General features: G+C 60.5%; 23 protein-coding genes. 19 read left to right on the top strand and 4 right to left on the bottom strand.

Annotated elements, in window-relative coordinates:
- Positions 1 to 172: 172 nt before the first annotated feature.
- The 10 genes from infA to ACTQ05_RS03335 all read left to right on the top strand — a co-directional run bounded on the left by infA (position 173) and on the right by ACTQ05_RS03335 (position 6,250).
- A complete protein-coding gene (gene infA, locus ACTQ05_RS03290) occupies positions 173 to 391 on the top strand; it encodes a translation initiation factor IF-1 (protein WP_035137443.1) in 219 nt (72 codons plus the stop codon).
- A gap of 151 nt (positions 392 to 542) precedes the next feature.
- Positions 543 to 656: a 50S ribosomal protein L36 gene (rpmJ, locus tag ACTQ05_RS03295; protein ID WP_006363204.1), complete on the top strand. Its 114-nt coding sequence runs from the start codon at positions 543 to 545 to the stop codon at positions 654 to 656.
- A 14-nt stretch (positions 657 to 670) separates the two neighbouring features.
- A complete protein-coding gene (gene rpsM / locus ACTQ05_RS03300; protein WP_154516058.1) occupies positions 671 to 1,045 on the top strand; it encodes a 30S ribosomal protein S13 in 375 nt (124 codons plus the stop codon).
- Positions 1,046 to 1,059: 14 nt separating this feature from the next.
- Positions 1,060 to 1,464: a 30S ribosomal protein S11 gene (gene rpsK, locus ACTQ05_RS03305; RefSeq protein ID WP_006235274.1), complete on the top strand. Its 405-nt coding sequence runs from the start codon at positions 1,060 to 1,062 to the stop codon at positions 1,462 to 1,464.
- 19 nt (positions 1,465 to 1,483) lie between these two features.
- Positions 1,484 to 2,080: a 30S ribosomal protein S4 gene (rpsD, locus tag ACTQ05_RS03310; protein WP_006235275.1), complete on the top strand. Its 597-nt coding sequence runs from the start codon at positions 1,484 to 1,486 to the stop codon at positions 2,078 to 2,080.
- A gap of 32 nt (positions 2,081 to 2,112) precedes the next feature.
- On the top strand, positions 2,113 to 3,054 hold the full coding sequence (locus tag ACTQ05_RS03315) for a DNA-directed RNA polymerase subunit alpha (protein ID WP_154516055.1): 942 nt from the start codon (positions 2,113 to 2,115) through the stop codon (positions 3,052 to 3,054).
- Positions 3,055 to 3,084: 30 nt separating this feature from the next.
- A complete protein-coding gene (rplQ, locus tag ACTQ05_RS03320; protein ID WP_271742473.1) occupies positions 3,085 to 3,567 on the top strand; it encodes a 50S ribosomal protein L17 in 483 nt (160 codons plus the stop codon).
- 92 nt (positions 3,568 to 3,659) lie between these two features.
- Entirely contained in the window at positions 3,660 to 4,484 is an 825-nt protein-coding gene (gene truA, locus ACTQ05_RS03325; RefSeq protein ID WP_441537931.1) for a tRNA pseudouridine(38-40) synthase TruA, read from the top strand.
- 68 nt (positions 4,485 to 4,552) lie between these two features.
- Complete coding sequence (locus tag ACTQ05_RS03330) at positions 4,553 to 5,680, top strand: glycosyltransferase (RefSeq protein ID WP_441537932.1); 1,128 nt, start codon at positions 4,553 to 4,555, stop codon at positions 5,678 to 5,680.
- Between the two features lie 132 nt (positions 5,681 to 5,812).
- Positions 5,813 to 6,250 (top strand): arginine repressor, encoded by a 438-nt coding sequence (locus tag ACTQ05_RS03335; protein WP_154516043.1) that lies wholly within the window; start codon positions 5,813 to 5,815, stop codon positions 6,248 to 6,250.
- Positions 6,251 to 6,422: 172 nt separating this feature from the next.
- On the opposite strand, the gene ACTQ05_RS03340 is transcribed toward ACTQ05_RS03335, so the two are convergent.
- The gene (locus ACTQ05_RS03340; RefSeq protein WP_441537933.1) at positions 6,423 to 8,603 is read right to left on the bottom strand and encodes a transglycosylase domain-containing protein; all 2,181 of its coding nucleotides are present in this window, start codon (positions 8,601 to 8,603) and stop codon (positions 6,423 to 6,425) included.
- Positions 8,604 to 8,763: 160 nt separating this feature from the next.
- On the opposite strand from ACTQ05_RS03340, the gene ACTQ05_RS03345 reads away from it, so the two are divergent.
- The 4 genes from ACTQ05_RS03345 (at position 8,764) to ACTQ05_RS03360 (ending at position 15,125) form a co-directional block, all read left to right on the top strand.
- Entirely contained in the window at positions 8,764 to 10,722 is a 1,959-nt protein-coding gene (locus ACTQ05_RS03345; protein ID WP_441537934.1) for a U32 family peptidase, read from the top strand.
- A gap of 96 nt (positions 10,723 to 10,818) precedes the next feature.
- Positions 10,819 to 12,030: a tyrosine--tRNA ligase gene (gene tyrS / locus ACTQ05_RS03350; protein WP_154516034.1), complete on the top strand. Its 1,212-nt coding sequence runs from the start codon at positions 10,819 to 10,821 to the stop codon at positions 12,028 to 12,030.
- Positions 12,031 to 12,303: 273 nt separating this feature from the next.
- The gene (locus tag ACTQ05_RS03355; protein ID WP_441056895.1) at positions 12,304 to 14,124 is read left to right on the top strand and encodes an adenine deaminase; all 1,821 of its coding nucleotides are present in this window, start codon (positions 12,304 to 12,306) and stop codon (positions 14,122 to 14,124) included.
- A gap of 206 nt (positions 14,125 to 14,330) precedes the next feature.
- Positions 14,331 to 15,125, top strand: coding sequence for a Cof-type HAD-IIB family hydrolase (locus ACTQ05_RS03360; protein ID WP_118098921.1), 795 nt, complete (start codon positions 14,331 to 14,333; stop codon positions 15,123 to 15,125).
- Positions 15,126 to 15,243: 118 nt separating this feature from the next.
- On the opposite strand, the gene ACTQ05_RS03365 is transcribed toward ACTQ05_RS03360, so the two are convergent.
- The 3 genes from ACTQ05_RS03365 to ACTQ05_RS03375 all read right to left on the bottom strand — a co-directional run bounded on the left by ACTQ05_RS03365 (position 15,244) and on the right by ACTQ05_RS03375 (position 17,954).
- Positions 15,244 to 16,086 carry a Cof-type HAD-IIB family hydrolase gene (locus tag ACTQ05_RS03365; RefSeq protein ID WP_441537935.1) on the bottom strand — a complete coding sequence of 281 codons (843 nt, stop codon included), beginning with the start codon at positions 16,084 to 16,086 and terminating at the stop codon, positions 15,244 to 15,246.
- Positions 16,087 to 16,173: 87 nt separating this feature from the next.
- A complete protein-coding gene (locus tag ACTQ05_RS03370) occupies positions 16,174 to 17,592 on the bottom strand; it encodes a citrate synthase (RefSeq protein WP_441537936.1) in 1,419 nt (472 codons plus the stop codon).
- Positions 17,593 to 17,666: 74 nt separating this feature from the next.
- On the bottom strand, positions 17,667 to 17,954 hold the full coding sequence (locus tag ACTQ05_RS03375) for an ACT domain-containing protein (protein ID WP_006235289.1): 288 nt from the start codon (positions 17,952 to 17,954) through the stop codon (positions 17,667 to 17,669).
- A 350-nt stretch (positions 17,955 to 18,304) separates the two neighbouring features.
- Between ACTQ05_RS03375 and rpmE the strand changes: the two genes are divergently transcribed.
- The 5 genes from rpmE (at position 18,305) to prfB (ending at position 24,396) form a co-directional block, all read left to right on the top strand.
- Positions 18,305 to 18,730 carry a 50S ribosomal protein L31 gene (gene rpmE, locus ACTQ05_RS03380; protein ID WP_154516018.1) on the top strand — a complete coding sequence of 142 codons (426 nt, stop codon included), beginning with the start codon at positions 18,305 to 18,307 and terminating at the stop codon, positions 18,728 to 18,730.
- 191 nt (positions 18,731 to 18,921) lie between these two features.
- A complete protein-coding gene (locus ACTQ05_RS03385; RefSeq protein ID WP_441537937.1) occupies positions 18,922 to 20,025 on the top strand; it encodes a hypothetical protein in 1,104 nt (367 codons plus the stop codon).
- Positions 20,012 to 20,284, top strand: coding sequence for a hypothetical protein (locus tag ACTQ05_RS03390; RefSeq protein ID WP_427794657.1), 273 nt, complete (start codon positions 20,012 to 20,014; stop codon positions 20,282 to 20,284). Before ACTQ05_RS03385 ends, ACTQ05_RS03390 begins: the two co-directional genes overlap by 14 nt.
- Positions 20,285 to 20,440: 156 nt before the next feature.
- The gene (secA, locus tag ACTQ05_RS03395) at positions 20,441 to 23,248 is read left to right on the top strand and encodes a preprotein translocase subunit SecA (RefSeq protein ID WP_441537938.1); all 2,808 of its coding nucleotides are present in this window, start codon (positions 20,441 to 20,443) and stop codon (positions 23,246 to 23,248) included.
- Positions 23,248 to 24,396 carry a peptide chain release factor 2 gene (gene prfB / locus ACTQ05_RS03400; RefSeq protein ID WP_441042315.1) on the top strand — a complete coding sequence of 383 codons (1,149 nt, stop codon included), beginning with the start codon at positions 23,248 to 23,250 and terminating at the stop codon, positions 24,394 to 24,396. Before secA ends, prfB begins: the two co-directional genes overlap by 1 nt.
- Positions 24,397 to 24,535 lie beyond the last annotated feature (139 nt).

Genomic DNA, 24,535 nt, shown 5'->3' on the forward strand with positions numbered 1-24,535 from the left:
CTATGCCTTCTCATTTCAAGGCGATCTTGGGCATCAGGGAACGGCTTTGTTTTACATTTCAAATGTAACAAGTTCCACGTAGTTGTGGAGCCATTACGAAGTTATTACGATGCGTGTATACGTGTTGTAGAATACTCAATCGCTGTCGTTTTCTAGAGAAAGATGATTGCTTGTGAAGAAGGAAGACGCAATTGAGCTCGAGGGTACGGTAAAGGAACCGTTGCCTAATGCCATGTTTAAGGTCGAGCTCGAGAACGGTCATTCGGTTCTGTGCAACATTTCTGGCAAGATTCGAATGAATTACATCCGTATTCTCCCCGGTGACAGGGTTGTCGTGGAGCTTTCCCCGTACGACCTGACCCGCGGCCGCATCACCTATCGCTACAAATAGCGGCACGCATACACGCACTCTTATTTCCGACTGCAGGCTTAGCTCAACCTACGGTCGGATTGTGTGTGAAGACCAGCCATAGTTTTAAACGCCTGCGGCTGGGCGAGTAGATAGTAGGGAAGTAGTTTGAGCGCTACCGAAAGGAAGAACGATGAAGGTACGTCCTTCGGTCAAGAAGATGTGCGATAAGTGCAAAATCATTAGGCGCCATGGCAAGGTCCTCGTCATTTGCGAGAACCCCCGTCATAAGCAGCGTCAGGGTTAAGAGAGGAGACTACGTTGGCCCGTATTAATGGTGTCGACCTCCCGCGTGAGAAGCGCGTTGAGATCGGTCTGACCTACATTTACGGCATCGGCCGCACCACTGCGACGAAGATTTGCGTCGAGTGCAACGTTAACGTGGATACGCGCGTTAAGGACCTCACCGAGGATGAGGTTAACGCCATCCGCGAGTATATCGACAAGAACCAGATCATGGTTGAGGGCGACCTCCGCCGTGAGCGCAACCAGAACGTCAAGCGCCTTATGGACATCGGCTGCAACCGCGGCCTTCGTCACCGCAAGGGCCTCCCGGTCCGCGGCCAGCGCACCCACACTAACGCTCGTACCCGCAAGGGCCCGAAGCGTCAGATCGGTGCTAAGAAGAAGAAATAAGGAGCGCTAGATAGATGGCTACTGCTAAGAAGAACGTTCGCGCTGCCCGTCTGAAGCGCGCGGACCGTAAGAACATTTCCGTGGGCCAGGCTCACATCCGTTCTACGTTCAATAACACGATCGTTTCGATCACCGATCCCCAAGGCAACGTCATTTCCTGGAAGTCGGCTGGCCAGGTGGGCTTCAAGGGCTCCCGTAAGTCCACGCCGTTCGCTGCCCAGATGGCTGCCGAGGCTGCTGCCAAGCAGGCCATGGAGCACGGTATGAAGAAGGTTTCCGTCTTCGTCAAGGGCCCCGGCTCCGGTCGTGAGACCGCCATTCGCTCCCTCCAGGCTGCTGGCCTCGAGGTCTCGAGCATTCAGGACAAGACCCCCATCCCGCACAACGGCTGCCGCCCCAAGAAGCGTCGCCGCGTGTAACTGAAAGGATCGTATCAATATGGCAATCGACAGGACTCCTGTTCTTAAGCGCTGCCGTCAGCTCGGGATCGATCCCGCTGAGCTCGGTTACAGCAGCAAGAAGGAATCTATCCGTCAGCCCAAGCGCCGTCGCAAGGAATCTGAGTACGGCATGCAGCTGCGCGAGAAGCAGAAGGTCAAGTTCATCTATGGCGTTCTGGAGAAGCAGTTCCACGGCTACTTCAACAAGGCCCGTAAGATGAACGGCGTCACCGGTGAGAACCTCATGATCATCCTTGAGTCTCGCCTCGACAACGTTGTTTTCCGTCTTGGCTTCGCTCGCACCCGTAAAGAGGCTCGTCAGTCCGTCCGCCACGGTCACTTCACCGTGAACGGCAAGCGCGTGGACATCCCGTCCTACCGCGTCAAGGCCGGCGACGTCGTCGCTGTCGGCGAGAAGTTCCGTGACCTCCTCCCCATCAAGGAGGCTCTGATTTCCTCCGAGCGCTTTGAGGTCCCTGGCTGGCTTGAGGTCGATATCGAGAAGCTGTCTGGTAACGTGCTCGCTCTGCCGACGCGTGAGCAGATCAGCGGTGATATCAACGAGCAGCTCATCGTCGAGCTCTACTCTAAGTAGTCCATCCGGGCTGCTGAGGCTGGAGGTAATACATGTCAGAATTCATTAGGCCTCAGGTTCAGGTCGAAGAGATCAACGAGACGTCTGCTCGTGTCTCCGTCGAGCCGCTCGAGCGCGGTTACGGCGATACGCTGGGCAACTCCTTGCGTCGCGTTCTTCTGTCCTCGCTCGAGGGTGCCGCCGTCGAGGCTATTCAGATCGATGGTGCGCAGCACGAGTTCATGACCATCCCTAACATGGTCGAGGATGTCACTGACATCGTCCTGAATGTCAAGGGTCTTGTCTTCAGGGCTCTCGGCACGACCGACGAGGCGACCGCCACCATCTCGGTTGACGGCCCCTGCGAGGTCACCGGTGCGGACTTCTTTATTCCGTCCGAGTTTGAGTTGGTCAACCCCGAGCAGCACATCGCTACGCTCACCGAGGGTGGCCATCTCACCATGAGCATGCGCATCGGCTATGGCCGCGGCTATGTCTCTGGCGAGGCCAACAAGCGCGACAACGATCCCATCGGTGTGATCCACGTCGACTCGCTGTACTCGCCGGTATCCCGTTGCGCCAAGCTCGTTGAGGCTTGCCGTGTCGGTCAGCATACCGACTACGACCGCCTTGTCCTCGAGATCGAGACCAACGGCTCCATCGCCCCGCGCGACGCCGTGGTCCAGGCTGCCAATATCATCAACCAGCATATGGCTGCCTTTATGAACCTTGCCGAGACCCCCGAGGTCGAGGAGGAGGTTTCGATCTTCGCTCCCGAGGTCACCAACGACAACGCCGAGCTGGACAAGCAGATCGAGGATCTGGACCTTTCTGTCCGTTCCTACAACTGCCTTAAGCGTGCCAGCATTCACTCGGTCCGTCAGCTCGTTGAGTTCTCGGAGAACGATCTTCTGAACATCCGCAACTTCGGTGTTAAGTCGATCGAGGAAGTGAAGGACAAGCTTGAGTCCATGGGCCTGAGCCTGAAGGCTTAATGCTTCGCATATTTGAGGAGAAACTAGACCATGCGTCACAACGTTAAGAAGGGCCTGAAGCTCGGCACCGATGCGAGCCACACCAAGGCCATGAAGAAGAGCCTGGCCAAGGCCCTCTTCGAGAACGACCGCATCAAGACCACCGAGACCCGCGCTAAGGCGCTGCGTTCGGTTGTCGAGCCGATCATCACCTGGGCCAAGAAGGGCGACCTGCACTCTCGTCGTCTGGCTATCGCCAAGCTCGGCGATAAGCAGCTCGTTGCCGAGATCTTCGACAAGGCTGCTCAGGGAATGTGGCAGGATCGCAACGGCGGTTACACCCGCATCATGAAGCTCGGTAACCGTAAGGGCGACAACGCTCCCATCGTTATCATGGAGCTCGTCACCGAGCCTTGCACGCCCAAGGCCAAGAAGGCTGCTCCGGCCCCCAAGAAGGCCGCTGCTCCCAAGAAGGTCGAGGCTGTCGAGGAGACCGCTGCCGAGGAGGCTCCTGCTGAGGAGACCGCTGAGTAGACAATTCGTCTGCATAGGCTATATTCGAGGGGTACGTTCGCGTACCCCTCTTTTTTTGTCGCGATATCGTTGTTTGTTTGTTGGGAGCGCCCATGACCGCGCCGTCTGATTTCAATTTGACTCCAGAGCTCGATGCCACGTTGGTGTTTCGTGTTGCCTATGACGGCTCGTCCTATAGCGGATTTGCCGAGCAGCCGGGGCAGACGACGGTTGCCGGAGAGCTGCGTCTTGCCATAGAGACGCTCTTGCGCCGCTCAGTCGATTTGACGTGTGCCGGGCGCACCGATGCAGGGGTGCATGCGGTGGCCCAATACATCAGCGTGCCCGTTACGGACGCTGAGCTCGCTTTAACGCGCCGCAGGTGGCTGCGAGCTATGGATGCGCTGCTGCCCAAAGATATCGCCGTTAATGAGGTCTACAGGGCCCGTAAGGGCTTTTCTGCGCGTTTTGACGCACGTTCTCGGACCTATACCTACCGCATTGCCGATCGCGATGCGCGTCCGGTGCTATCGCGTGGCGCGGTATGGTGGCATCGTTATCCTTTGGACGTGGATGCGATGGCAGCCGCCTGCCCAGCTCTTTTGGGCGAACAGGACTTTAAGAGCTTTTGTAAGGTCGCTTCTGCCGTGGGCAAGCCAACGCATCGTTGCGTGATGCGTGCCGAGTTTGGCCACGAGGTCGCCTTTGGCGAGGATATCCTCACGTTTACCATCGAGGGCAATGCGTTTTTGCATTCGATGGTGCGCACCATCGTGGGAACGCTCGTCGAGATCGGCATGCATCGTCGCGATCCCGAGTGGATGCGCGAGGTGATTGACGCTTGCGATCGTACTGCTGCGGGTCCCACGGCGCCGGCGTGCGGCCTTACCTTTATGGGCGTAGATTATGACCCCACCGAGCTCGTCGCGCTCGAATAGGGGAGAAGCGAGAGCCATCTAAGTATGCTGCTCGTGTGGGCGAGCCGTGTGCAACATCTGTTCTTGGCGTGCAGCGCATCGGGCGACTCGTTGCGTTTATTGCCGGGGTGTACCATGAACGGCAGTTGATTATTGCTGTCGAGAGGATGGATAACTTGCTTCGACGTGGCTCGCTTCCGCGACTTTCGGTGATCCTTGTTGTGGAGGGTTCACCCAGCTACGCGATGCGCGCACTCGAAAGCGTCCAAAACCAAGACCTCTACGATATGCAGATTGTCGTTGCATGTCGCAACGCTGCGCCGGGCGTTCGTCATTCGCTCGATGTTGCCGCGGGCAGAGATATTCACATCGATTTGATAGACGTTGACGATCCGTCGAGCGGAGCTTGCCTTCGCGAGGGTTTTGCCGCTTCGCGCGGGGCCCACATTATCGCAATGAGCGCCGATGAGTGGTTTGCGCCGCACGCGTTTTTGGCAATGCTCGATGTCGCTTGTGAGACCTCGGCAGATATCGTATTTCCCTCGGTGTCGCTCGATCGCTACGATACGCATCGGGAACGCCATTCTCGTATGTTGGACGCGCAATCCATTGCCCTTGCCGACGATGGAGACCGGGCTTTAGGCCTGGCCAAGCTGGTCGAGAGCGGTCTGGTTTGTCAACATTCCGGCGTGATGTATGAACGCGCCCTGTTTGAGTTGTGTCTGCAGCATGCCGAGTCGTATCGTGCGATCGCCTTTTTGGCGCCTGCCCTTTCGCATGCGGAACGCGTATTGGGGTGCGCCGAAGCTTGTTTCCATACGGCCGCGCCATCGGTTGCGGATTCATTCGACCCCACCATGTTCTCGCGACTTTCCGATGACGCCAAGGCGCTTGAAGAGCTTTGCGTGCCATTTGACGCAATAGATGACGATAACCATCTAAAGCTGGCCTGCCAACGGTTTTACTATGGCCGCTTGGTTGCTTGTATCGAGAATTTGTGCCTGAGCCCCCATGGGGTGTCTTCAATTGAGCGCACGGCACGATTGCGTGATATGCTCAATGACGTGCGGACTCGCCAGATGGCGGTGGCCCTTAAGGGAGAGCGCCGAGGCCTTGGACTTTTGTTTGGGCCGATTGCCAACGTTAAGCCTATGCGCTGCGTTATGTATGCGCATCTGGCTGCTTTTTTGAACAGAACGGGCGCAAGGGTAGCCTAGCTGTGTCATATTCGAAAATAATTTGCATAGAATTGTTTCGAAATGCGTTCTTATTCACAAATAGCCTCAAATAGCGCTAAACTATTCAATCACTGATAGATTGTCTTCGCCATCTATGGAGTGAGGTTTTATATGGCTAAAAAACGCAACGGGCGCCAGGATGCCATCAGAGATATCGTGCGCAATAAAGACGTGCGTACGCAGCGCGTGCTGGTGGACGAACTCCGCGCCATGGGCTTTGATTGCACGCAGGCGACGGTTTCGCGTGACATCGCCGATATGGGGCTGCGCAAACTGCCCGAGGGCATCTATGTTCTGGCTGAGGACCTGCACCTGCAGCGCATGGTCTCCGAGCTGGTTACCGGTGTGTTGCGCACCGACAACCTGGTTATGATTAAGGCTCAGCCCGGCACCGCCTCGGGCATTGCCGCGGCTGTCGATGCGGCCGAGCTGCCCGATGTGCTCGGATCGCTTGCCGGCAATGACACGATTTTGGTTATCGCTCAGACTGCCGAGGATGGCGAACGCCTCGAAGCGCTGATTAACAAGCTCAGTGCCGCGCGTAAATAGCTTTACGCACGTAAACAACGCCAGCTAAGACGGCAGAAATACAGGGGCGTCGGTTTTGAGCCGACGCCCTTTTTGTGACGCTCCTGTCGTGGCATCTCGATTGCGCGCGATATGCCATGTATGTCCCAGCAAAAAGCGCCCGAGCTTTTGAGCTGCTCGGGCGCTTTGCTATCTACTGATCTGTGGAGGGATCGGGGGTCGGGCTAGGGCTGGGATCGGGGGTCGGGCCAGGGTCGGGGCTGGGGCTGGGGCTGGGATCGGGGCTGGGGTCGGGAGTAGGGGTGGTACCGCCGGCATCGCCTTCGCCGCCGGTGTTACCGCCCTCGTTGCCGCTCCCGCCGGTGGTCTCCGTCTCTTCTTCCTCGTCTTCGTCCTTATCCTCGTCCTCTTCCTTCTTCTTGTTGTTTGTGCCGTAGAACTTCCAGACGTTATTGTTCTTGTACGTGGGAGCCGTTCCGGTCGGGAACTCCTCGCGCTCGGCGCCCGCAAGAACGGTGTTCATGAACTTCTTAAAGACGGGCAGGTTGGTGCTGTCGCCCAGCAGGTCCGAACCGTACTTTTGGATGGGAATCTCGCCTGCGGAATAGCCGGTCCACAGGGCGCATGCCAGTTGCGGCGTGTAGCCGCAGAACCACAGGTTGGTGGTGTTGTCAGTGGTGCCCGTCTTGCCGGCATAGGGCTGGTTGACGCTCAGCGCGCCGGCGGCACCCGTGCCGCTGCCCTGCATGACGCCGGATAGAACGTCGGTAACCGCGGCAGCCTCACCTTCGGTGAGCACCCGCGTGGGATTGTCGGTGTGCTGGTACAGAACCGAGCCGGTACGCGAGTCGATCTCGGTGATGGCGATCGGCTGGCGATAATAGCCGCCGTTGGCAAAAGCGGCGTAGGCCGATGCCATCTCGAGCGGTGAGATGGACCCGGTGCCGAGCGTCATGACGGGAACGTCCTCGATATTGTCCTTGGCGGGATCGATGCCGAGCTTTTTGACGAGCGACATGATCTTGTCATTGCCGATGGCTTCGGCCACCTGAATATAGCCGGTGTTGGATGAGTATGCCGTTGCCTGCTTAAGCGTGATGTTGCCATAGCTCTGTTTGCCATAGTTTTGCACCTCGGTCGTGGTGCCCTTGGCCTTGAGTGGCGAGTTGCAGTTGAGAATGACGTTGGGGTTCATGCCGTTTTGGATGGCAGTTGCCAGCGTAAAGGCCTTAAACGTGGAGCCCACGGGGCGCTTTGCCGTAGCGTGGTTCACGTGATTCTCGTCGGCGTTGTAGTCGTAGCCGCCCACCATGCACTTGATGTAGCCGGTCTTGGGGTCAACGACAACCATGCCCATGTCCAGGCCATCGAGCGAAAGCGTGTCGAGCTGTGAGCGCACAGCCTCCTCGGCCACCTGCTGCATGGTGGGGTCGATGGTGGTCTTAACAGTCAGGCCACCCTTAAAGAGCACGTCGGTGGAGAACTCCTGCTCGAGCAGCTGCTTGACGTAGGAGACAAAGTAGGGCTGTGAGTATACGTCGACGCCGCTGCCCGAGATCTCGGTCACGTTGAGGGTGATGGGCTCAGCCTGCGCGGCATCGTGCTCTTCCTGCGTGATGTGGCCCAGGCGCAGCATGTTGTCGAGCACCTTATTGCGGCGGGAAAGCGCCAGGTCGGGATTGACCGTGGGGTCGTACTGTGAAGGCGAGTTGGGCAGACCGATGAGCAGCGCGGCCTCGCTCAGGGTGAGGTCGGAAGCACTCTTGGAGAGGTAGGTCTCGGCGGCGGCCTCGATGCCATAGGCGCCGTGGCCATAGTAAATGGTGTTGAGGTACATCATGAGGATCTCGTCTTTGGAGTACATGTCCTCCATCTTGATGGCGATATAGGCCTCGCGCACCTTACGCTCGATGGTCGAGTCGAACTGCTCCTCCTGCAGGATGGTGTTGCGCACCAGCTGCTGGGTGATGGTCGAGGCTCCTTCGTGGCCGCCGGCAAGGGTTGCCACCGAGGCACGCGCGATGCCCAAGAGGTCTATGCCGCCGTGCTCGTAGAAACGCTCGTCCTCGACGTCGATCGTGCCCTGCAGGACGTACGGGGAGACCTGGTCCTTGGTGATGGACTTGCGGTTTTGGGTATAGAAGCTGGCGATCTTGTTGCCGTTGCAGTCAACAATCTCGGTGGGCTCGCTGACCAGATAGGCGTTGGCGTCGGTGTAGTCGGGCAGGTCGGACAGCCAGCGGTTGACGTTGCCGATCATGCCGATGCCAAATGCTACGCCCGCGATGAGCAAAAAACCCAAAAGCGAAAGCAGGATGACGGGCAGAGCGTGCGTCTTAGAGCGACCGTGTCCCTGTCGTTGGCGAGGACCCATATGTTGACCTCCAAGTATGTCGTGCCAGGCGGCGGGTGTGCGTCGGGCAGGATGGACATAAGTTATTACACGATAAACCAATCGAGCCGCGCGAAGCCTCGTGTATGCTGGTTGACGGCAATTAACAGAGCGATTGCATACCTTGGTAGGGAGTTTGCCGATGGCGATTTGGGCGACGGAGCCTAGCAGACAATGCGGGAATGGGACGCCAACATCGGGGCTGGCACTGCCCGAGCTGTTGGCTCCTGCTGGCGGGCTCAATCAGATGCTCGCCGCAATCGCGGCAGGTGCCGATGCCATTTATGCCGGGTTGAGCGGATTTAACGCCCGCGTGAGTGCGCACGGGTTTAGTGACGACGAATTTGCGCGCGGGTGTGCCGTGGCGCACGCCCATGGTGTGCGCGTGTACGTGACGCTCAACGTATTCGTGTTCGACGACGAGCTGTCCGAAGCCGTGGCACTGGGGGCACATGCGCATGCGCTGGGCGCCGATGCACTGATCGTGGCAGATGCGGGCCTAGCCCGCGCGCTGCATGCGGCAATTCCGGGGGTCGAGATTCATCTGTCCACCCAAGCGGGCGTCCATAGCAAGGGGGCCGTGCGTTTGGCGGCTGACGAGCTGGGGGTCGAGCGCGTGACTACGGCGCGCGAGCTGACCGTGGCAGAGATTGTGACGCTCTGCGCTACCGGTGTGCCCATCGAGGTGTTCTGCCATGGCGCCATATGCATTGGCTATTCGGGCGCGTGCGAGTTTTCGGCCCTGCGGCGCGGACGGTCGGCGATGCGTGGCGACTGCACGCAGCCGTGCCGCCTGGCATACGATTTGGTGGATGAGGCTGGGGAGAGCGTCGTTGCCGTCGAAGGCGATCGTCTGCTCTGCCCGCGTGACTATCTGGGCATTGCTCATTTACCCGAGCTTGTTGCTGCCGGGGTGGCGTCGCTCAAGATCGAGGGGCGTATGAAGAACCCCGACTACGTCTACAACGTGGTGCGGGCGTGGCGCCGGGCGCTCGATATGCTGCGTGATGGCGCGTGGGATCCCGATGCCGTGCAGGCGCTCGAACGTGAGCTGGGAAGGTCGTTTAACCGCGGGTTTACCGACGCGTATCTGCGAGGCCGCTCGGGCGCGGAGCTTATGAGTTTTGAACGCGCGATCAACCAGGGCGTGCGTGTGGGCCGTTTGGTTGCCGTGGGACACGAGGAAGTGACCGTCGAGCTCGATGCCGCCGTGGCGGCGGGCGATACGCTCGAGATCAGGTTTTACCCGGGCGCCGACGCGCGTCCCGATGTACCTAAACGCTGGCCGCAAGTTCCCTGCCCGGTGGATGCCGCGGCGGGGGAGCGCATCGTTGTCCATTGCAAGCGCAAGGTCGACGCGGGCTGCGAAGTGTATCTGATTCGCAGCGCTGGTGTGCTTGAGCAAACGGCGGCGGCGCTGGAGCGCATGCGGGCCGAGGCCGATGCGGTCGCGCTTGCGAAACGCGCTGTCGAGACGCTGCCGTTTGCGGGCGTTCTGATGGATAGCGGAACGCAGCCGGAAGAACCTGCAGAGTCTGTCGCCGCTCGCTTGGTCTTTGCCTGGCAGCTGATGGACCAGGACCCAAACGAAGAGCTCGACCTGTCCGATGCGACTGTTGTGCTCGACGAGGTCTGCCGTGTGGGCGATATCGAGCGGACTCGGTCGCTCATGCAGCGCGCCGGCCGCATCGTCTGTCGTAATCTGGGACAAGTGGCGATAGCTCGCGAACTGCGCGTCGCCTTTGACGTGGCAGCGCCGGTGTTCTGTGCGAATCGGGCAACGCTCGCCTGGTTGCGGGGGCTTGGGGCGCAGCGCGTGTTTTTGCCTGCCGAACTTGTCGCTCACGATGCGAAACGCGTTGCCGAGCTTGCCGCCTGTCCTGGCGTCCTGGGCCCCGTCGATACCGATCGTCCCGAGCTCATGGTGTGCGAGCACTGCCTGCTGACCGCCGAGGGCGTCTGTGCCACCGATGCGACGGGACAGGCCTGTTGCCGCGACTGCTTGCGTCGCCGGCAGACGCGCTATCTGGTCGATCGTGACGGTACACGTTTGCCAGTTGCCATCGACGCATGCGGCAGGACGAGGATTTTCCTGTCGTAGGTGCCGCGTCGCGTCAGTTTGTTATCATATGAGAGTTTATGGACTTCCAGCACCGCTGTTTTCGGCGAGGGTGCTATAGCAAAAGGAGGATACCCAATGCTGTCTGTTGACGAGCAAATGCGTATCATCACCTCGGGCGCCGCGAAGATTGTCCCCGAGGCCGACCTTCGTAAGAAGCTTGAGAAGGGTGAGCCCCTCAACATCAAGCTCGGCGTCGATCCCACCAGTCCCGACCTGCACCTGGGCCACGCCGTGCCCCTGCGCAAGATGCGCCAGTTCCAGGACCTGGGCCACAACGTCACCCTGATCATCGGCAACGGTACCGCGCTGATCGGCGATCCTTCGGGCAAGAACTCCACCCGCCCGCAGCTTTCTCAGGAGCAGATCGAGGCCAACGCCGAGACTTACGTGAGCCAGGCCATGAAGATCTTGGACCCCGAGAAGACCACCATCGTGCACAACGGCGACTGGATCTTGTCGATGGACCTGGCCGGTCTGTTGCAGGTGTGCTCCAAGTTCACCGTCGCCCGCATTCTTGAGCGCGATGACTTTACCAAGCGCTATCAGTCCCAGACGCCGATCGCCCTGCACGAGTTCCTGTATCCCGTGATGCAGGCATACGATTCGGTCATGATCAAGGCTGACGTGGAGATGGGCGGCACCGACCAGCTTTTCAACCTGCTCGCCGGCCGTGAGCTCATGGAGAAGATGGGCATGGAGCCGCAGATCGCGCTCACCATGCCGCTGCTCGAGGGCACCGATGGCGTCCGTAAGATGTCCAAGTCCTATGGCAACTACATCGGTCTGACCGACGCGCCCAAGGATATGTTCGGCAAGACCATGTCCATCCCCGACGAGATGATCGGCAAGTACTACCGCCTGGCGAGCTCGCTCACCCCGGCCGAGGTCGACAAGATCGACGCTGCCCTGGCCGATGGCTCTGCCGATCCCTATGAGCTCAAGCGCGCTCTGGGCCGCGACCTGTGCGACACCTACCACGGCGCCGGTGCCGGCGACGAGGCTCAGGCCGAGTTCGACCGCGTGTTCAAGGAGGGCCAGCTCGCCGACTTCCCCGAGAAGCATATTGAGCTGACTGTAAACGACGAGGGCCAGATTTACCTTGCCGGCCTGCTCAAGGACCTGGGTCTTTCGGCCAGCGCCGGCCAGGCTCGTCGCGACATCGATGGCGGCGGTGTCAAGATCAACGGCAAGGCCGTGGCTCCCAAGAGCTACAACATCGACCCCAGTGCCCTCAAGCTGGGCGACACCCTCTCCGTGGGCAAGCGCAAGGGCTTTAAGCTGGTCTAACGAGCAAGTTGACCTCACAAGTGCAACAAGGCCGCAGCCGGGATTTCCGACTGCGGCCTTTTTGGCACTTAGGGATGATCCTTTTGTGCCGGCACTTTGGGACACTCCTTGTCAGTGGTGCAAAGCAGCCTGTCCCCATTGCGCCAAGCGGTGTGTGCCGTTAAGCAGAGGGGCGTATTGCTGACCCATCGTTTGGGCATACAATGGCTATTGGCTTGCTGCGGTGAAGGTCTGTCCGCTCCGCAGCTTTTTTCTACGGTTAAAGGAGTATGTATGTCCGTTGAGGTCATGAGGTCTGTGATCGATGCCGCCGAGGGCCGCGTGCCCGTCGACACGCTGTTTGCCAACGCACAGATCGTTGATGTGTACGGTCAGCGCGTGGCGCCCGGTAGCGTCGCCGTCAAGGACGGCGTGATTGTCGGTGTTCTCTACGATGGTCGAGATGACGCTGCTGGCACGTACGAGGCAGCTGAGGTTATCGACTGTCAGGGTCGCTATCTCGCACCCGGCTTTATTGACGGACACTTGCATATCGAGTCTTCGAACATCCGCCCTGCCGAGTATGCGCGCATGGCGGCGACGCGTGGTACCACCACCGCTATTGCCGACAGCCACGAGATCGCTAACGTTTCCGGCCTAGACGGCCTGCGCTTTATGATCGAGGACGGTTGTCGCGCGCCCATCTCCATCAAGTACATGATGCCTTCGTGCGTGCCCGCACTGCCCGACGAGCAGGCCGGTGCCGTTATCACTGCTGCCGATATGCAGGCGTTTTTTGCCGAGCATCCGGGCGACGTCTTTGGCCTGGGCGAAATGATGAACCTGCCGGGTGTCTTTATGGCCGACCCCGAGACCTGCGCTCGCATCGATGCTGCCAACCAGACACCGTCCAAGCAGGTTGACGGTCATGCTCCGCTTGTTGCCGGCAAGGATCTCAACGCCTATGCCGCGGCGGGTATTATCGCCGACCACGAGTCGACGATTCCCGAGGAAGCGCTCGACAAGCTATCCCGCGGCATGTATGTCATGCTGCGCGAAGGCACCTGCAGCCATGATCTTGCCAACCTGTCGCCTATGCTGCTGGAAAACCCCGCCCGTGCTCGCCGCTGCTGCTTTGCGACCGACGACCGCGCCCCCTCCGACGCGCTTTCGACCGGCATGATCGACAACGCCTGCCGCGTGGCCATCGAGGCCGGCATCGACCCGGTGGTCGCCATCTCCATGGCGTCCCTTTCCACGGCCGAGGCCTTTGGTCTGGACCACGGTTGCCGCGATCCGCATGAGCTCCGCGGCGCCATCGCTCCGGGTAAGCGTGCCGACCTGCTGGTGCTCAACGATCTGACGTTTGCCACGGCCCCGCATCGCGTATATGCCGCCGGTGCTCTGGTGGCGCAGGATGGCGCCTTTGTGGGCGAGATCGCACCCGAGATGGCTGAGGTTGCAGCCCTTGCCGACGAGCTGCGCGCCTCTGTTAAGCTGCCGAAGCTTTCGCTCGACGTTTTCGACTATGCCTTTAAGCCGGGCGAGGCTGTGATTGACGTGGTGCCGGGTAAGGCCATCACGGGTATGGCTCGCCCCGAGAGCGCCGAGGGCCTGCGCCGCATTATGCTGATTGAGCGCCATGGCCGCGGCGTGTCGCTGCAAGCCGAGGGCGTCGACGGCGACGGCCCCGATGGCCTGGGCCTGGTCGGCAAGCATATCGGTCGCGGCTGGGTGCGCGGTTTCACCATCACCGGTGGTGCCATTGCCTCCACGATCGGCCACGACTCGCACAACGTGTGCGTGGTGGGCGACAACGCCGCCGATATGATGGCTGCTGTTGAGGCCGTGGGCCAGGGCGGTCACGTGCTGGTGCGCAACGGCGAGGTCGTGGCCCGCATTCCGCTGGCGCTCGGTGGCCTGATGAGCGAGGGCACGGCCGAGGATGTCGCAGCGCAGCACGACGACTTTATGGTCAAGGCGCGCGCCATGGGTATTGAGCCGCCGCTCGACCCCATCATGGGCATCATCTTCCTGCCCCTGCCGGTCATCCCGACGCTCCGCATCCGCCCCGAGGGCATGTTCGACGTCACCACCTTCACCTACGCCGACTAGTCATCGGGGACGTTCTTAAACGACTAGTCGCTGGGGACACTCTTTGGCGTGTCGCCTGACGCCGCGACCGTGGGCTCTCTGGCGCGCGTGAGCTATTTGCCAGGTCTATGTAACGTTTATGACTGCGGGGTCTTATTTGAGCTCCCTTTGGGTACGTTGGAATCGGATACACGTTCGATTCCAGCAAGCCCGAAGGGAGCTTTTCTATGTTTAAGCTGATTGCATCCGATATGGACGGCACGTTGCTTGACGAAAACGGCCAGGTGCCTCCCGAGACCTACGAACTGATTTTGGCGCTACGCGAGCATGGCGTGCATTTTGCCGCATCGTCAGGCCGCCGCTACGATCGCCTGTGCGAGTTCTTTGCGCCCGTTCGCGACAAAATGGACTTTGTCGCAGCTAACGGTGCCCAGGTCTACGCCGACGGCAAAATGGTAGGCCGTGAGGTGTATTCGCACCTGGCGATTCGAAAGCTCGCCCAGGCCGTCGCGACGTTTCCCAATCTGCATCTTGCGCTCTTTGACCGAACCAAGTCCTTCTTGCTCGATGACGAGAGTAAGTTCGTGCGCGAGGTGGATAAGGACCTTCCCAATGCCGAGCGCATTTGGGAGCTGCCCGATCCCAGCGTAAATATCATCAAGGCGAGTATCTTTTGCGATGATGGTGCCGTTATGGACAGCGCTTACGTACTGCAGCGCGAGCTCGGCCAGTTCTTTACCTTTGCGCCTTCGGGCAACGCGTGGATCGATGCCATGCAGCCCGGCGTGTCGAAGGCCTCTGGCATCGCGCAGCTCGCGGAGCATTACGGCATTGGGCGCGATGAGATCATGGCATTTGGCGACTCGATGAACGACTACGAGATCATTCGCTTTGTCGGCACGGGCTGCGCGATGGAAAACGCGCGCCCCGCGCTCAAGGCAGTTGCCGATCGCGTGGTGGGGTGCAACCGCGACCACGCCGTCCAGCAGGAGCTCCGTCGCGTGCTGGAGAGTCTCGCCTAATTCGGCAGATGGGGACAGTCCTTGCAGCGCCCCGTGAAGAGTGCCCCCAACGACTACTGTGACCAGGGTAGCTAAAAAAGCCCCGTCCCAAATTAGCTACCCTGCCGGGTTGCTGCTGCTAGGCGAGGGCGGCCATGATGGCGCGGGCGACGCCGTCGTGGTCGTTGTCGTATTCGGTGATGGCGCCGGCGGCTTCGCGGTCCTCGGGCTCGGCATTGATCATCGCCGTACCGTGGCCCGCCGCCTGCAGCATGGGGATGTCGTTGATGTTGTCGCCGAACGCCCAGGCGTCGGCGAGACGCTCGCCCAGATGCCCACATAGCCAAGCCAATGCCGTTCCCTTGGTGGCGCCCCCGCCCATGACCTCGATATTCATGGCGTACGAACGCGTGACCTCAATGCCTCCGAGCGTGTCGAGCTCAGCCGCGATGGCGTCGCGATCGGCCGGGTCGTGCCAGTACATGGCGATGCGTTCGAGCACCTCGACCTCGTCGATCTTGCTGTCGATATCCATGTCGATCGGCGTTCGCGTGCGCTTGAGCGATGCCGCGATGTGAGGATCTCCGCCGCAGAATTCGTCCAGGCGCGTGTAGAGCGAGCGGGGGAGGAAGCACTGTCCATCCGCGAAGATATCGAAGGTCACATCGTGGCCAGCGGCAATGCTATGGACGCGGTGGGCGATGGCGCGGTCGAGCGGTCGGCTCAATATGCGCGTGGCGCGTGAGGCATCGGTGGGCACATCCTCGTCGAGCTGCCAGACGCTAGCACCATTGGCGCAGACCGCGTAGTGCACGGCAGGATGGGCGAGGATGTCCTCAAAGACGCCCGACAGCGGACGCCCCGTGCACGGTACAAACTCAATGCCGCGACGTGCGAGCTCGTCGAGCATCGCCCAGGTGGCGTCGCTCATCTGCTTGTCACTCGTCAACAGTGTTCCATCCATATCGGAAAAAACAATCATTCGATGCAGCCCTTTCTGCTGGCATAAAAAGCGTGGCCGAGGGCGGTGATACCCTGGCCACGCTCGTGTTCTATAACGGTGCGCGTCCTAACGGTCGGCGAGTGGCTTGTACTCCAGTGGCTCGATTACCGGACGGTATGCCGGGCGAATAATACGGTGTGCGCAGAAGAGCTCTTCCATGCGGTGTGCCGACCAGCCTGCCATGCGGGCCACGGCGAACATCGGCGTAAAGAGCGTCTCGGGTACGCCGAGCATCTTGTAGATAAAGCCCGTGTACAGGTCAATATTGGCGCAGATAGGTTTGGTCATGCCATGGTCGCGCATGACCTGGGGCGCCAGGCGCTCGATGCGCTCGATCAGCGCGAATTCCTCGCCCAGATCTTTCTTGGCGGCGAGCGAACGTGCGTAGTGGCGGCAGACCTCGGCGCGCGGGTCGCTGAGCGTGTAGACGGCGTGACCCATGCCGTAGATGAGCCCCGTGCCGTCAAAGGCCTGCTTGTCGAGAATCTTGCTCAGATATGCAGCAACCTCGTCATCGTCTTCCCAGTTGGAAACATGCGCGCGAATGTCCTCGTGCATGGATACGACCTTGGCGTTGGCACCGCCGTGACGCGGGCCCTTGAGCGAGCCGATAGCCGCGGCGTAGGCGGAATACGGGTCGGTGGCCGAAGAAGACAGCACGCGGCAGGCGAAGGTGGAGTTGTTACCGCCGCCGTGCTCGGCGTGGAGCATGAGCATCACGTCGAGCAGCATGGCCTCGTCGCGGGTGAACGCCATGCCGCCGCGCAGGACCTGCAGAATGGTCTCGGCGGTGGAGAGACCGGGCGTGGGGTGCGGCACGTGCATCTCCGAACCGTGGCACTTTGCGATCGATGCCATGTGCGCAAAGGCGGCGATGCGGGGCAGGCGTGCCAGCATGGAAATGGCAACGTCGATCTCGTGCTCGGGTGTGATTGCATCGGGATCGGCATCGAAGGCATAGAGCAGCAACACGGCGCGCTGAAGCACGTTCATGATGCTCGAGGATACCGTGGTCATGGGGAACACGCGGACGTATTCGTCGCTCAGGTGCCTAAAAGCACCTAGGCGTTCGCAAAAACCGTCAAGCTCTTCCTTGGTGGGCAGAGAGCCCGTGATGAGCAGGTAGGCGACTTCTTCGTAGCCGTAGCGGTTCTCGGCCTGGGCATTGTTGACCAGATCTTCGATGCTGTAGCCACGAAGCGTGAGCTTGCCCTGATCGGGCACAACCTTTCCGTCGACCTTGTTGTAGCCATGCACATCCGAGATGCGAGTGAGGCCTGCAACCACGCCCGAGCCATCTGCATTGCGCAGGCCGCGCTTGACATCGTGCTCGACAAACAGGTCCTCGTCATAAGGGTCGGTCGGCAGGCCGTAGTATAGATTTTCGCTTTCGGGCGAAATCTGGCGGCTTGCTTCGTAGTCCAAGACCAGGCGGCTCAGGTGGTCGTCGAAGCGGTAATAGATTTTCTTGGCGTCGTAGGCCATGTGCGCTCCTCTCCGGGCCATGTGGCGACGTTGCGCCTGGGCGCACGTTGGGCCGTCGTCACGCAGCCTGTTCGCTACAGGCGGTACATAAAGTTAAAGACGTCCTCGCGCTGGATGGACACGTTAACGCCCGAAAGCTCGCCGGCCTCGGCCAGGGCCTTCTGCAGCTCGGCGAAGTCGAGCTTGGACTCGGCGGTGTCGGCCAGCATGGTCATGGTGAAGATGTCCTCGATAATGGACTGCGTAATGTCGCGGATGTCGACATTGGCTTCGCCCAGGACGCGGGTGACGCCGGCGACAATGCCGGGGCGGTTCTTGCCAAGGACGGTGATGACGATACGGGAGGACGAGATCTCGGCCATGGGAAACCCTTTCGCGTGTTGGCGGCGCGCGGCGGCGCTCCGCTACGGTACAGTGTTCATCATTGTACCTGTCCTGTGCAAAAAGGGGCGCCTTTGCTGCGGCGTTACACGTCTGCAACATGGAGCGCTTGTCTCGTAGGGTGTATTTTTTGGCACCCTGGACAGCTCGGGCGGCTCTGTTGGCGCCGCGATCGGGCAGATTCGCCTGTGCGCTCCGGCGTAAAGACCGTGAACCTTTTGTGGGACGCTCGACGCCGTGGTAACATAGCCGAGTTTGTTGTCTTGGTCGGAAACCAAGACGCCTTATGCGCTGATCGGTAACCAGCGCCTGACCAATAAGGAGTCCTACCATGAAGCAGGGTATCCATCCCCAGTATGTCGAGTGCACGGTGACGTGCTCCTGCGGCAACACCTTCAAGACGCACGCTACCGTGTCCGAGATGAGGGTCGAGCTTTGCAACGAGTGCCACCCGTTCTACACCGGCCAGCAGAAGTTCGTCGACACCGGTGGACGCGTCCAGCGCTTCGCCGACAAGTTCGGTGGCGCCGCTGCCGCCCAGCTCAAGAAGGCCGAGGAGGCCAAGGCTGCCAAGGCCGCCAAGGCTGCTGAGGCCGAGGCCGCTCGCAAGGCCGCCGCTGAGGCTAAGGCTGCCGAGAAGGCCAAGCGTGCCGCTAAGTTTGCCGAGGAGGCTGCCAAGCAGGCCGCCGAGGCTCCCGCAGAGGCTCCCGTCGAGGAGGCCGCTGCCGAGGCCGAGACCACCGAGGCTGCTGAGTAAATAGCTCGCCGAGGAATCGCTCGCATTCATGGCAAAAGGGCCGTGCATCCAATTGGGTGCACGGCCCTTTTCTTATCGACGCAAAGTAGCACGTCCTCTTTGCACCGAACGGTGGGGATTTTTCGTTTGCCCAGATAAAACCTGCCAAAATAAACCTGTCCCTTTTTGGCAGGTAACCGATAGGAGGCTACGTGGACACATCGACGTCCTTGGGCAATCGCGAGCTCGCGGTGGCAAAGAAGCGTGCGCTCGATGCTGCCTATTTTAGGAAGGGTATCGCTGTCGCGGCGCTTTCGAGCTGCATGTATGCGCTGTACACGGCCTTTGTTACCGCCGGTCAGCTCTTTGGCGTTTGGGCCGGTTGGTTCGATGCATTTGCTCCCTCCGGCCTTTTGGCGGTATTCATCTTGCCCACGATCGCCTCGGGCGTCAATGACGTGCTGAGTGCCGTCTGGGCCACGTATTTCACTGCCGGTCAGGGCAAACTCGCCGACCTAGGCCGCTGCATCGCCTCAAAGCCCGGCGTCATCGTTATCGCCGCCGCCTTCATTGGCGGGCCCATCGCTTCTGCCGCCTACGTTATCGCGCTTTCGCAGGCAGGCACGCTTGCCGTGCCCATCGCCGCGCTCAACCCCGCGATCGGTGCGGTGCTCGCCCGCGTGCTCTACCGACAGCCGCTTAGCCCCCGTGTCGTCACCGGCATCGTTGTCTGCGTGGTCGCCGGCGCCATGATCGGTAGCGCCGGCCTGAGCGGGCAGTCATCTTCCGGCATGGCGCTTGGCCTGGGCCTGGCGCTGTTAGCCGCCCTGTGCTGGGGCGTCGAGGGATGCGTGGGCGGCCGCGCCACCTGCATGATCGATCCTCAGATCGCCATCAACATCCGTCAGCTTGTCTCGGGGGTCGGCAACCTGTGCTTGGTACTGCCGGCCCTAACCTTGGCATGCGGAGAGCCCCTTGGTCAGAGTTACGTCCTTGTCGCCCAAGCGCTCACCGACAAATCCTCCGTCGTGTTTTTCGCCTGCTCCGGTTTTGCCGCCTACTTTTCGTTTATGAGCTGGTATCGCGCCAACTCCATGTGCGGCACGGCGCTGGGCATGGCCATCAACGGCACCTATACCTTTACAGCGCCGCTGTTTACGTGGATTATCGTCGGCCTGGTCTTGGGCTTTGACGGCTACGCGCTTCCGTCCGTCGCATGGGTGGCGGCCGTCGTCAACCTCGTCGGCATTTGCCTGATCGCCGTGAATCCCCTCGACATGGTTAAAAAGGACGGTGATCGGGATGCTTCCGCTTAATTATGCCATGCTCGATTATTTTGTTTGCCATGACGAGGCTTGCGTCGACGATGTGATGGCCGATCTCGCGGCCGAGTATGCATCGTTTGCCGCCTTTGCAAGGCCGCGCATGCAGGAGGCGCTCATGACCGCGCACAAGAATGGCCTGATTGACGAGGCGCGCTTTGATTTGAATGCCGAAGGCGAGCTTCGCGTCTACTATCGGGCGAGCGCCGAGCAGCGCAAAGTTATCGGCGCTTATCTGGGCCGTAGCCACTAAAATAAAACGTCCCTTTTTGGCAGGTCGGTCGTAGTTATTACGTGGGGGATGAGGTCGAGCGTATAGCGTGCGTCCCGTTTGGCTAAAGTACAACTATCTGTGTTTAACTCGCCCAGTGCAGTGCGCTACGGGCGATGGCCAAAAAAGGAAAACCACATGGGATTCATGTCAAAGCTGCTGTCCTTTGGATCCGATAAGGACCTTAAGCGCTACTACAAGATCGTTGACCAGATCAACGGGCTTGAGCCTCAGTTTGAGAAGATGACCGAGGAGGAGCTTCGCGGCCAGACCGATAAGTTCCGCGAGCGTTATGCTAACGGCGAGTCGCTTGACGACATGCTCCCCGAGGCCTTTGCCACCGTGCGCGAGGCTTCAAAGCGCATCACGGGCATGCGTCACTTTGACGTACAGCTCATCGGCGCCATGGCGCTGCACGAGGGTCATATCGCCGAGATGAAGACCGGCGAAGGCAAGACGCTCGTCTCCACCCTGGCCGGCTATCTTAACGCCATCGCCGGCAAGGGCGTGCATGTCGTTACCGTCAACGACTACCTGGCAAAGCGCGACTCCGAGTGGATGGGCCGCATCTACAAGTATTTGGGCATGACCGTCGGCCTGCTGCAGAACAACATGCCGCTCGAGCTTAAGCGCCCGGCCTACCAGGCCGATGTCACCTACGGCACCAACTCCGAGTTTGGCTTTGACTACCTGCGCGACAACATGGTCACCCGCCCCGAGCAGCGCGTCCAGCGCGGCCACAGCTACGCTATCGTCGACGAGGTCGACTCCATCCTGATCGACGAGGCCAGGACCCCGCTGATCATCTCGGGCGCCGGCACCAAGTCGGCCAGCACCTACAAGGACTTCGCGCGCGCTGTGCGCGGGCTGGAGCGCGGCGAGGACGTGTCGCACGATATGCTCACCGCTACCGAGGACGTGGAGCCCACGGGCGACTACGTCATGGACGAGGCCAAGCACACCATTGCCGCCACCGAGCGCGGCCTCAAGAAGATCGAGCGCCGCCTGGGTATCGAGGACATCTACGCCGACCTTTCGGGCCAGCTGGTCAACCACCTGCAGCAGGCGTTGAAGGCCCAATACATGTTCCACCGCGACAAGCAGTACGTCGTTACCAACGGCGAGGTCAAGATTGTCGATGAGTTCACCGGCCGCATCATGGAGGGCCGTCGCTACTCCGAGGGCCTGCACCAGGCTATCGAGGCCAAAGAGGGCGTGCTCGTGCGCGAGGAAAACCAGACCCTTGCCACCATCACCCTGCAGAACTACTTCCGTCTGTATGACAAGCTCTCCGGCATGACCGGTACGGCGCTTACCGAGGACGCCGAGTTCCGCGAGATCTACAAGCTGCCCGTCGAGGTCATCCCCTCCAACAAGCCCGTGCAGCGTGTCGATCACGAGGACCTGGTGTACCGCACCATCCAGGCCAAGTACAACGCCGTTGCCGACGACGTCGAGCGACGTCACGCCAAGGGCCAGCCGGTCCTGGTGGGCACCGTCTCCATCGAAAGCTCCGAGAAGCTGTCGGCCGCCCTTACCAAGCGCGGCATCGCGCACGAGGTCCTCAACGCAAAGCACCACGAGCGCGAGGCTCATATCGTTGCCCAGGCCGGACGCTACGGCGCCGTGACCATCGCTACTAACATGGCCGGTCGTGGTACCGACATCCTGCTGGGCGGCAACCCCGACGAGCTGGTGCGCGAGCGCCTTGAGTACGAGGGCCTGACCATGGAGGACGTGACGCCCGAGCAGCTCGAGCAGTTTAACGCCGAGGCCAAGGAGACCTGCAAGGCCGAGCGCGAGCGCGTGCTTGCCGCCGGCGGCCTGACCGTCATCGGTACCGAGCGCCATGAGTCCCGTCGTATCGACAACCAGCTGCGCGGCCGCTCCGGTCGTCAGGGCGATCCGGGCGAGACCCAGTTCTACCTGTCGCTCGAGGACGATCTGATGCGCCTGTTCGGTGGCGACAAGATGGACCGCGTCTCCAAGATGATGGTCACGGCAGAAATGGGCGACGACATGCCCATCCAGCACAAGATCATCTCCAAGGCCGTCGAGAGCGCCCAGCACAAGGTCGAGAGCATCAACTTCTCCATGCGCAAGAGCGTTCTTGAGTACGACGACGTGATGAACAAACAGCGCCAGGTTATCTACGCCGAGCGCAACAAGATTCTGGACGGTAAGGACCTGACCGACCACATCACCGAGGTCATGCACGACACCGTGTACCGCTGCGTGCAGGAGTTTTGCACTAAGGACAGCCACGACGGCGAGCGCGACCTCGATGGCCTGCGCAAGTGGGTCGTGGAGCTGACCGGCCATATCGATACGCCCAAGTTCCCCGACGAGGATTACGAGGCCCTTGCTGCCGATGTCCTGGCCTACGTCGAGAAGTGCTACAACATGAAGGCCGAGCGCCTGGGCGAGGACCTCATGCGCGAGCTCAATACTCAGGTTATGTTGCGCGTCATCGATACCCGCTGGATGAACTACCTGCAGGAGATGGACTATCTCAAGACCGGTATCGGACTGCGCGGCTTTGGTCAGCGCGACCCGCTGGTCGAGTACAAGACCGAGGCCTATGGTGCCTTCCAGATGCTCGTTGACACCATGTACGAGGATTACCTGCGCACCGTCCTGCGCATCGAGATTAAGGCCGCCCCGCGTGCCGTCGAGCACAAGGAGGACCCCGCGCTCGAGGGTGCGCGCTTCTCCGGCCCCGCCGACGTCGATGGCGACAACGGCAACTCGGTCCTGCGCAAGGAGGCACGGGCACAGGCTCGCACGGCCGTCCAGGGCGGACCGGCAGCTGTCAACAACGGCGCTAAGGTGACCACCTACCGCAAGTCCGAGAGCGACGACCCGTATGTCAACGTGGGTCGCAACGAACCGTGCCCTTGCGGCAGCGGCAAGAAGTTCAAGTACTGCCACGGCAGGAATCGTTAATGGCCGAGGCTTTAGAGGTAACGCCCGCCGAGCTGGACAAGTTTGCGGACCGGCTCGGCGAGGTCGAGTCGTATCTTCATTTGGACGAGAAGCGCACCCACGTGACCGAGCTTGAGGCCAAGAGCGTCGCTCCCGGCTTTTGGGACGACGCCGATGCCGCTCGCGCCACGATGGAAGAGATTGCGCGCGCCAAGGAGGATATCGCCGCCGTGGATACCGCGCGCGGCGAGCTCTCCGATGCCCGCGCGGCGCTGGAACTTGCCGAGGAAATGGGCGATGACCCCGATGCCGCTGCACTGCGTGAGGAGGCTGCCGCCACGGCTGATCGTCTGGCTCGCGCCATCGATGAGCTCGAACTTTCGAGCTGGTTTACCGGCGAGTTCGATCACGGTGACGCGATTGTGACCATCAAGCCCGGACAGGGCGGCTTGGAGGCGCAGGACTGGACCTTCATGCTCTTTAAGATGTACATGAAGTACTGCCAACGCCGCGGCTGGAAGGTCACCATCAACGATTGCCCCGCTGCCGAGGTCATTGGCATTGATCGCGCGACCTTTACCGTTGAGGGCAAGGATGCCTTCGGTATGCTTCGTGCCGAGGCCGGCGTTCACCGTTTGGTGCGCATTAGCCCCACCGATGACAAGAAGCGTCGACAGACTACGTTTGCCGGCGTCGAGGTCATTCCGGTGCTGCCCGACGATATCGATATCGAGATCAACCCCGACGATATCCGCGTCGACGTGTACCACGCAAGCGGCCCGGGCGGCCAGGGCGTCAACACCACCGACTCCGCCGTGCGCGTGACGCATTTTCCCAGCGGCATTGTAGTGACCTGCCAAAATGAGCGCAGCCAGATTCAGAACAAGGCCGCGTGTATGCAGATTCTCAAGGCCCGTCTGTACGAGATTGAGCTCGAGAAGCGCGCCGAGGCGCTCGACGAGATCCGCGGTCCCAAGACCACGATTGGCTTTGGCAACCAGATCCGCAGCTACGTGCTCTATCCGTATCAGATGGTCAAGGACCTGCGCTCGGGCGTGGAGACCAGCAACGTCGACGCCGTTCTCGACGATGGCGACTTGGATCCGTTTGTGATCGGCTACCATCGCTGGGCTACCGGCAATGCTGATGCGGAGTCTCCGTCCGCTTAAGCCCCGGGTGAGTCACGGACCGACACTAAACTCTGGACAGGCGGTTTTATATCCAGAGCAAACCCGCCGCGGGGTGGTTTTTCCTCGGCGAATCGGTAGAATCAAATACGGTAAGAAGTTCAAAGCGCACCCAAGGGGG

This window comes from Collinsella sp. LCP21S3_A9, assembly GCF_052118785.1.
Lineage (GTDB): Bacteria > Actinomycetota > Coriobacteriia > Coriobacteriales > Coriobacteriaceae > Collinsella.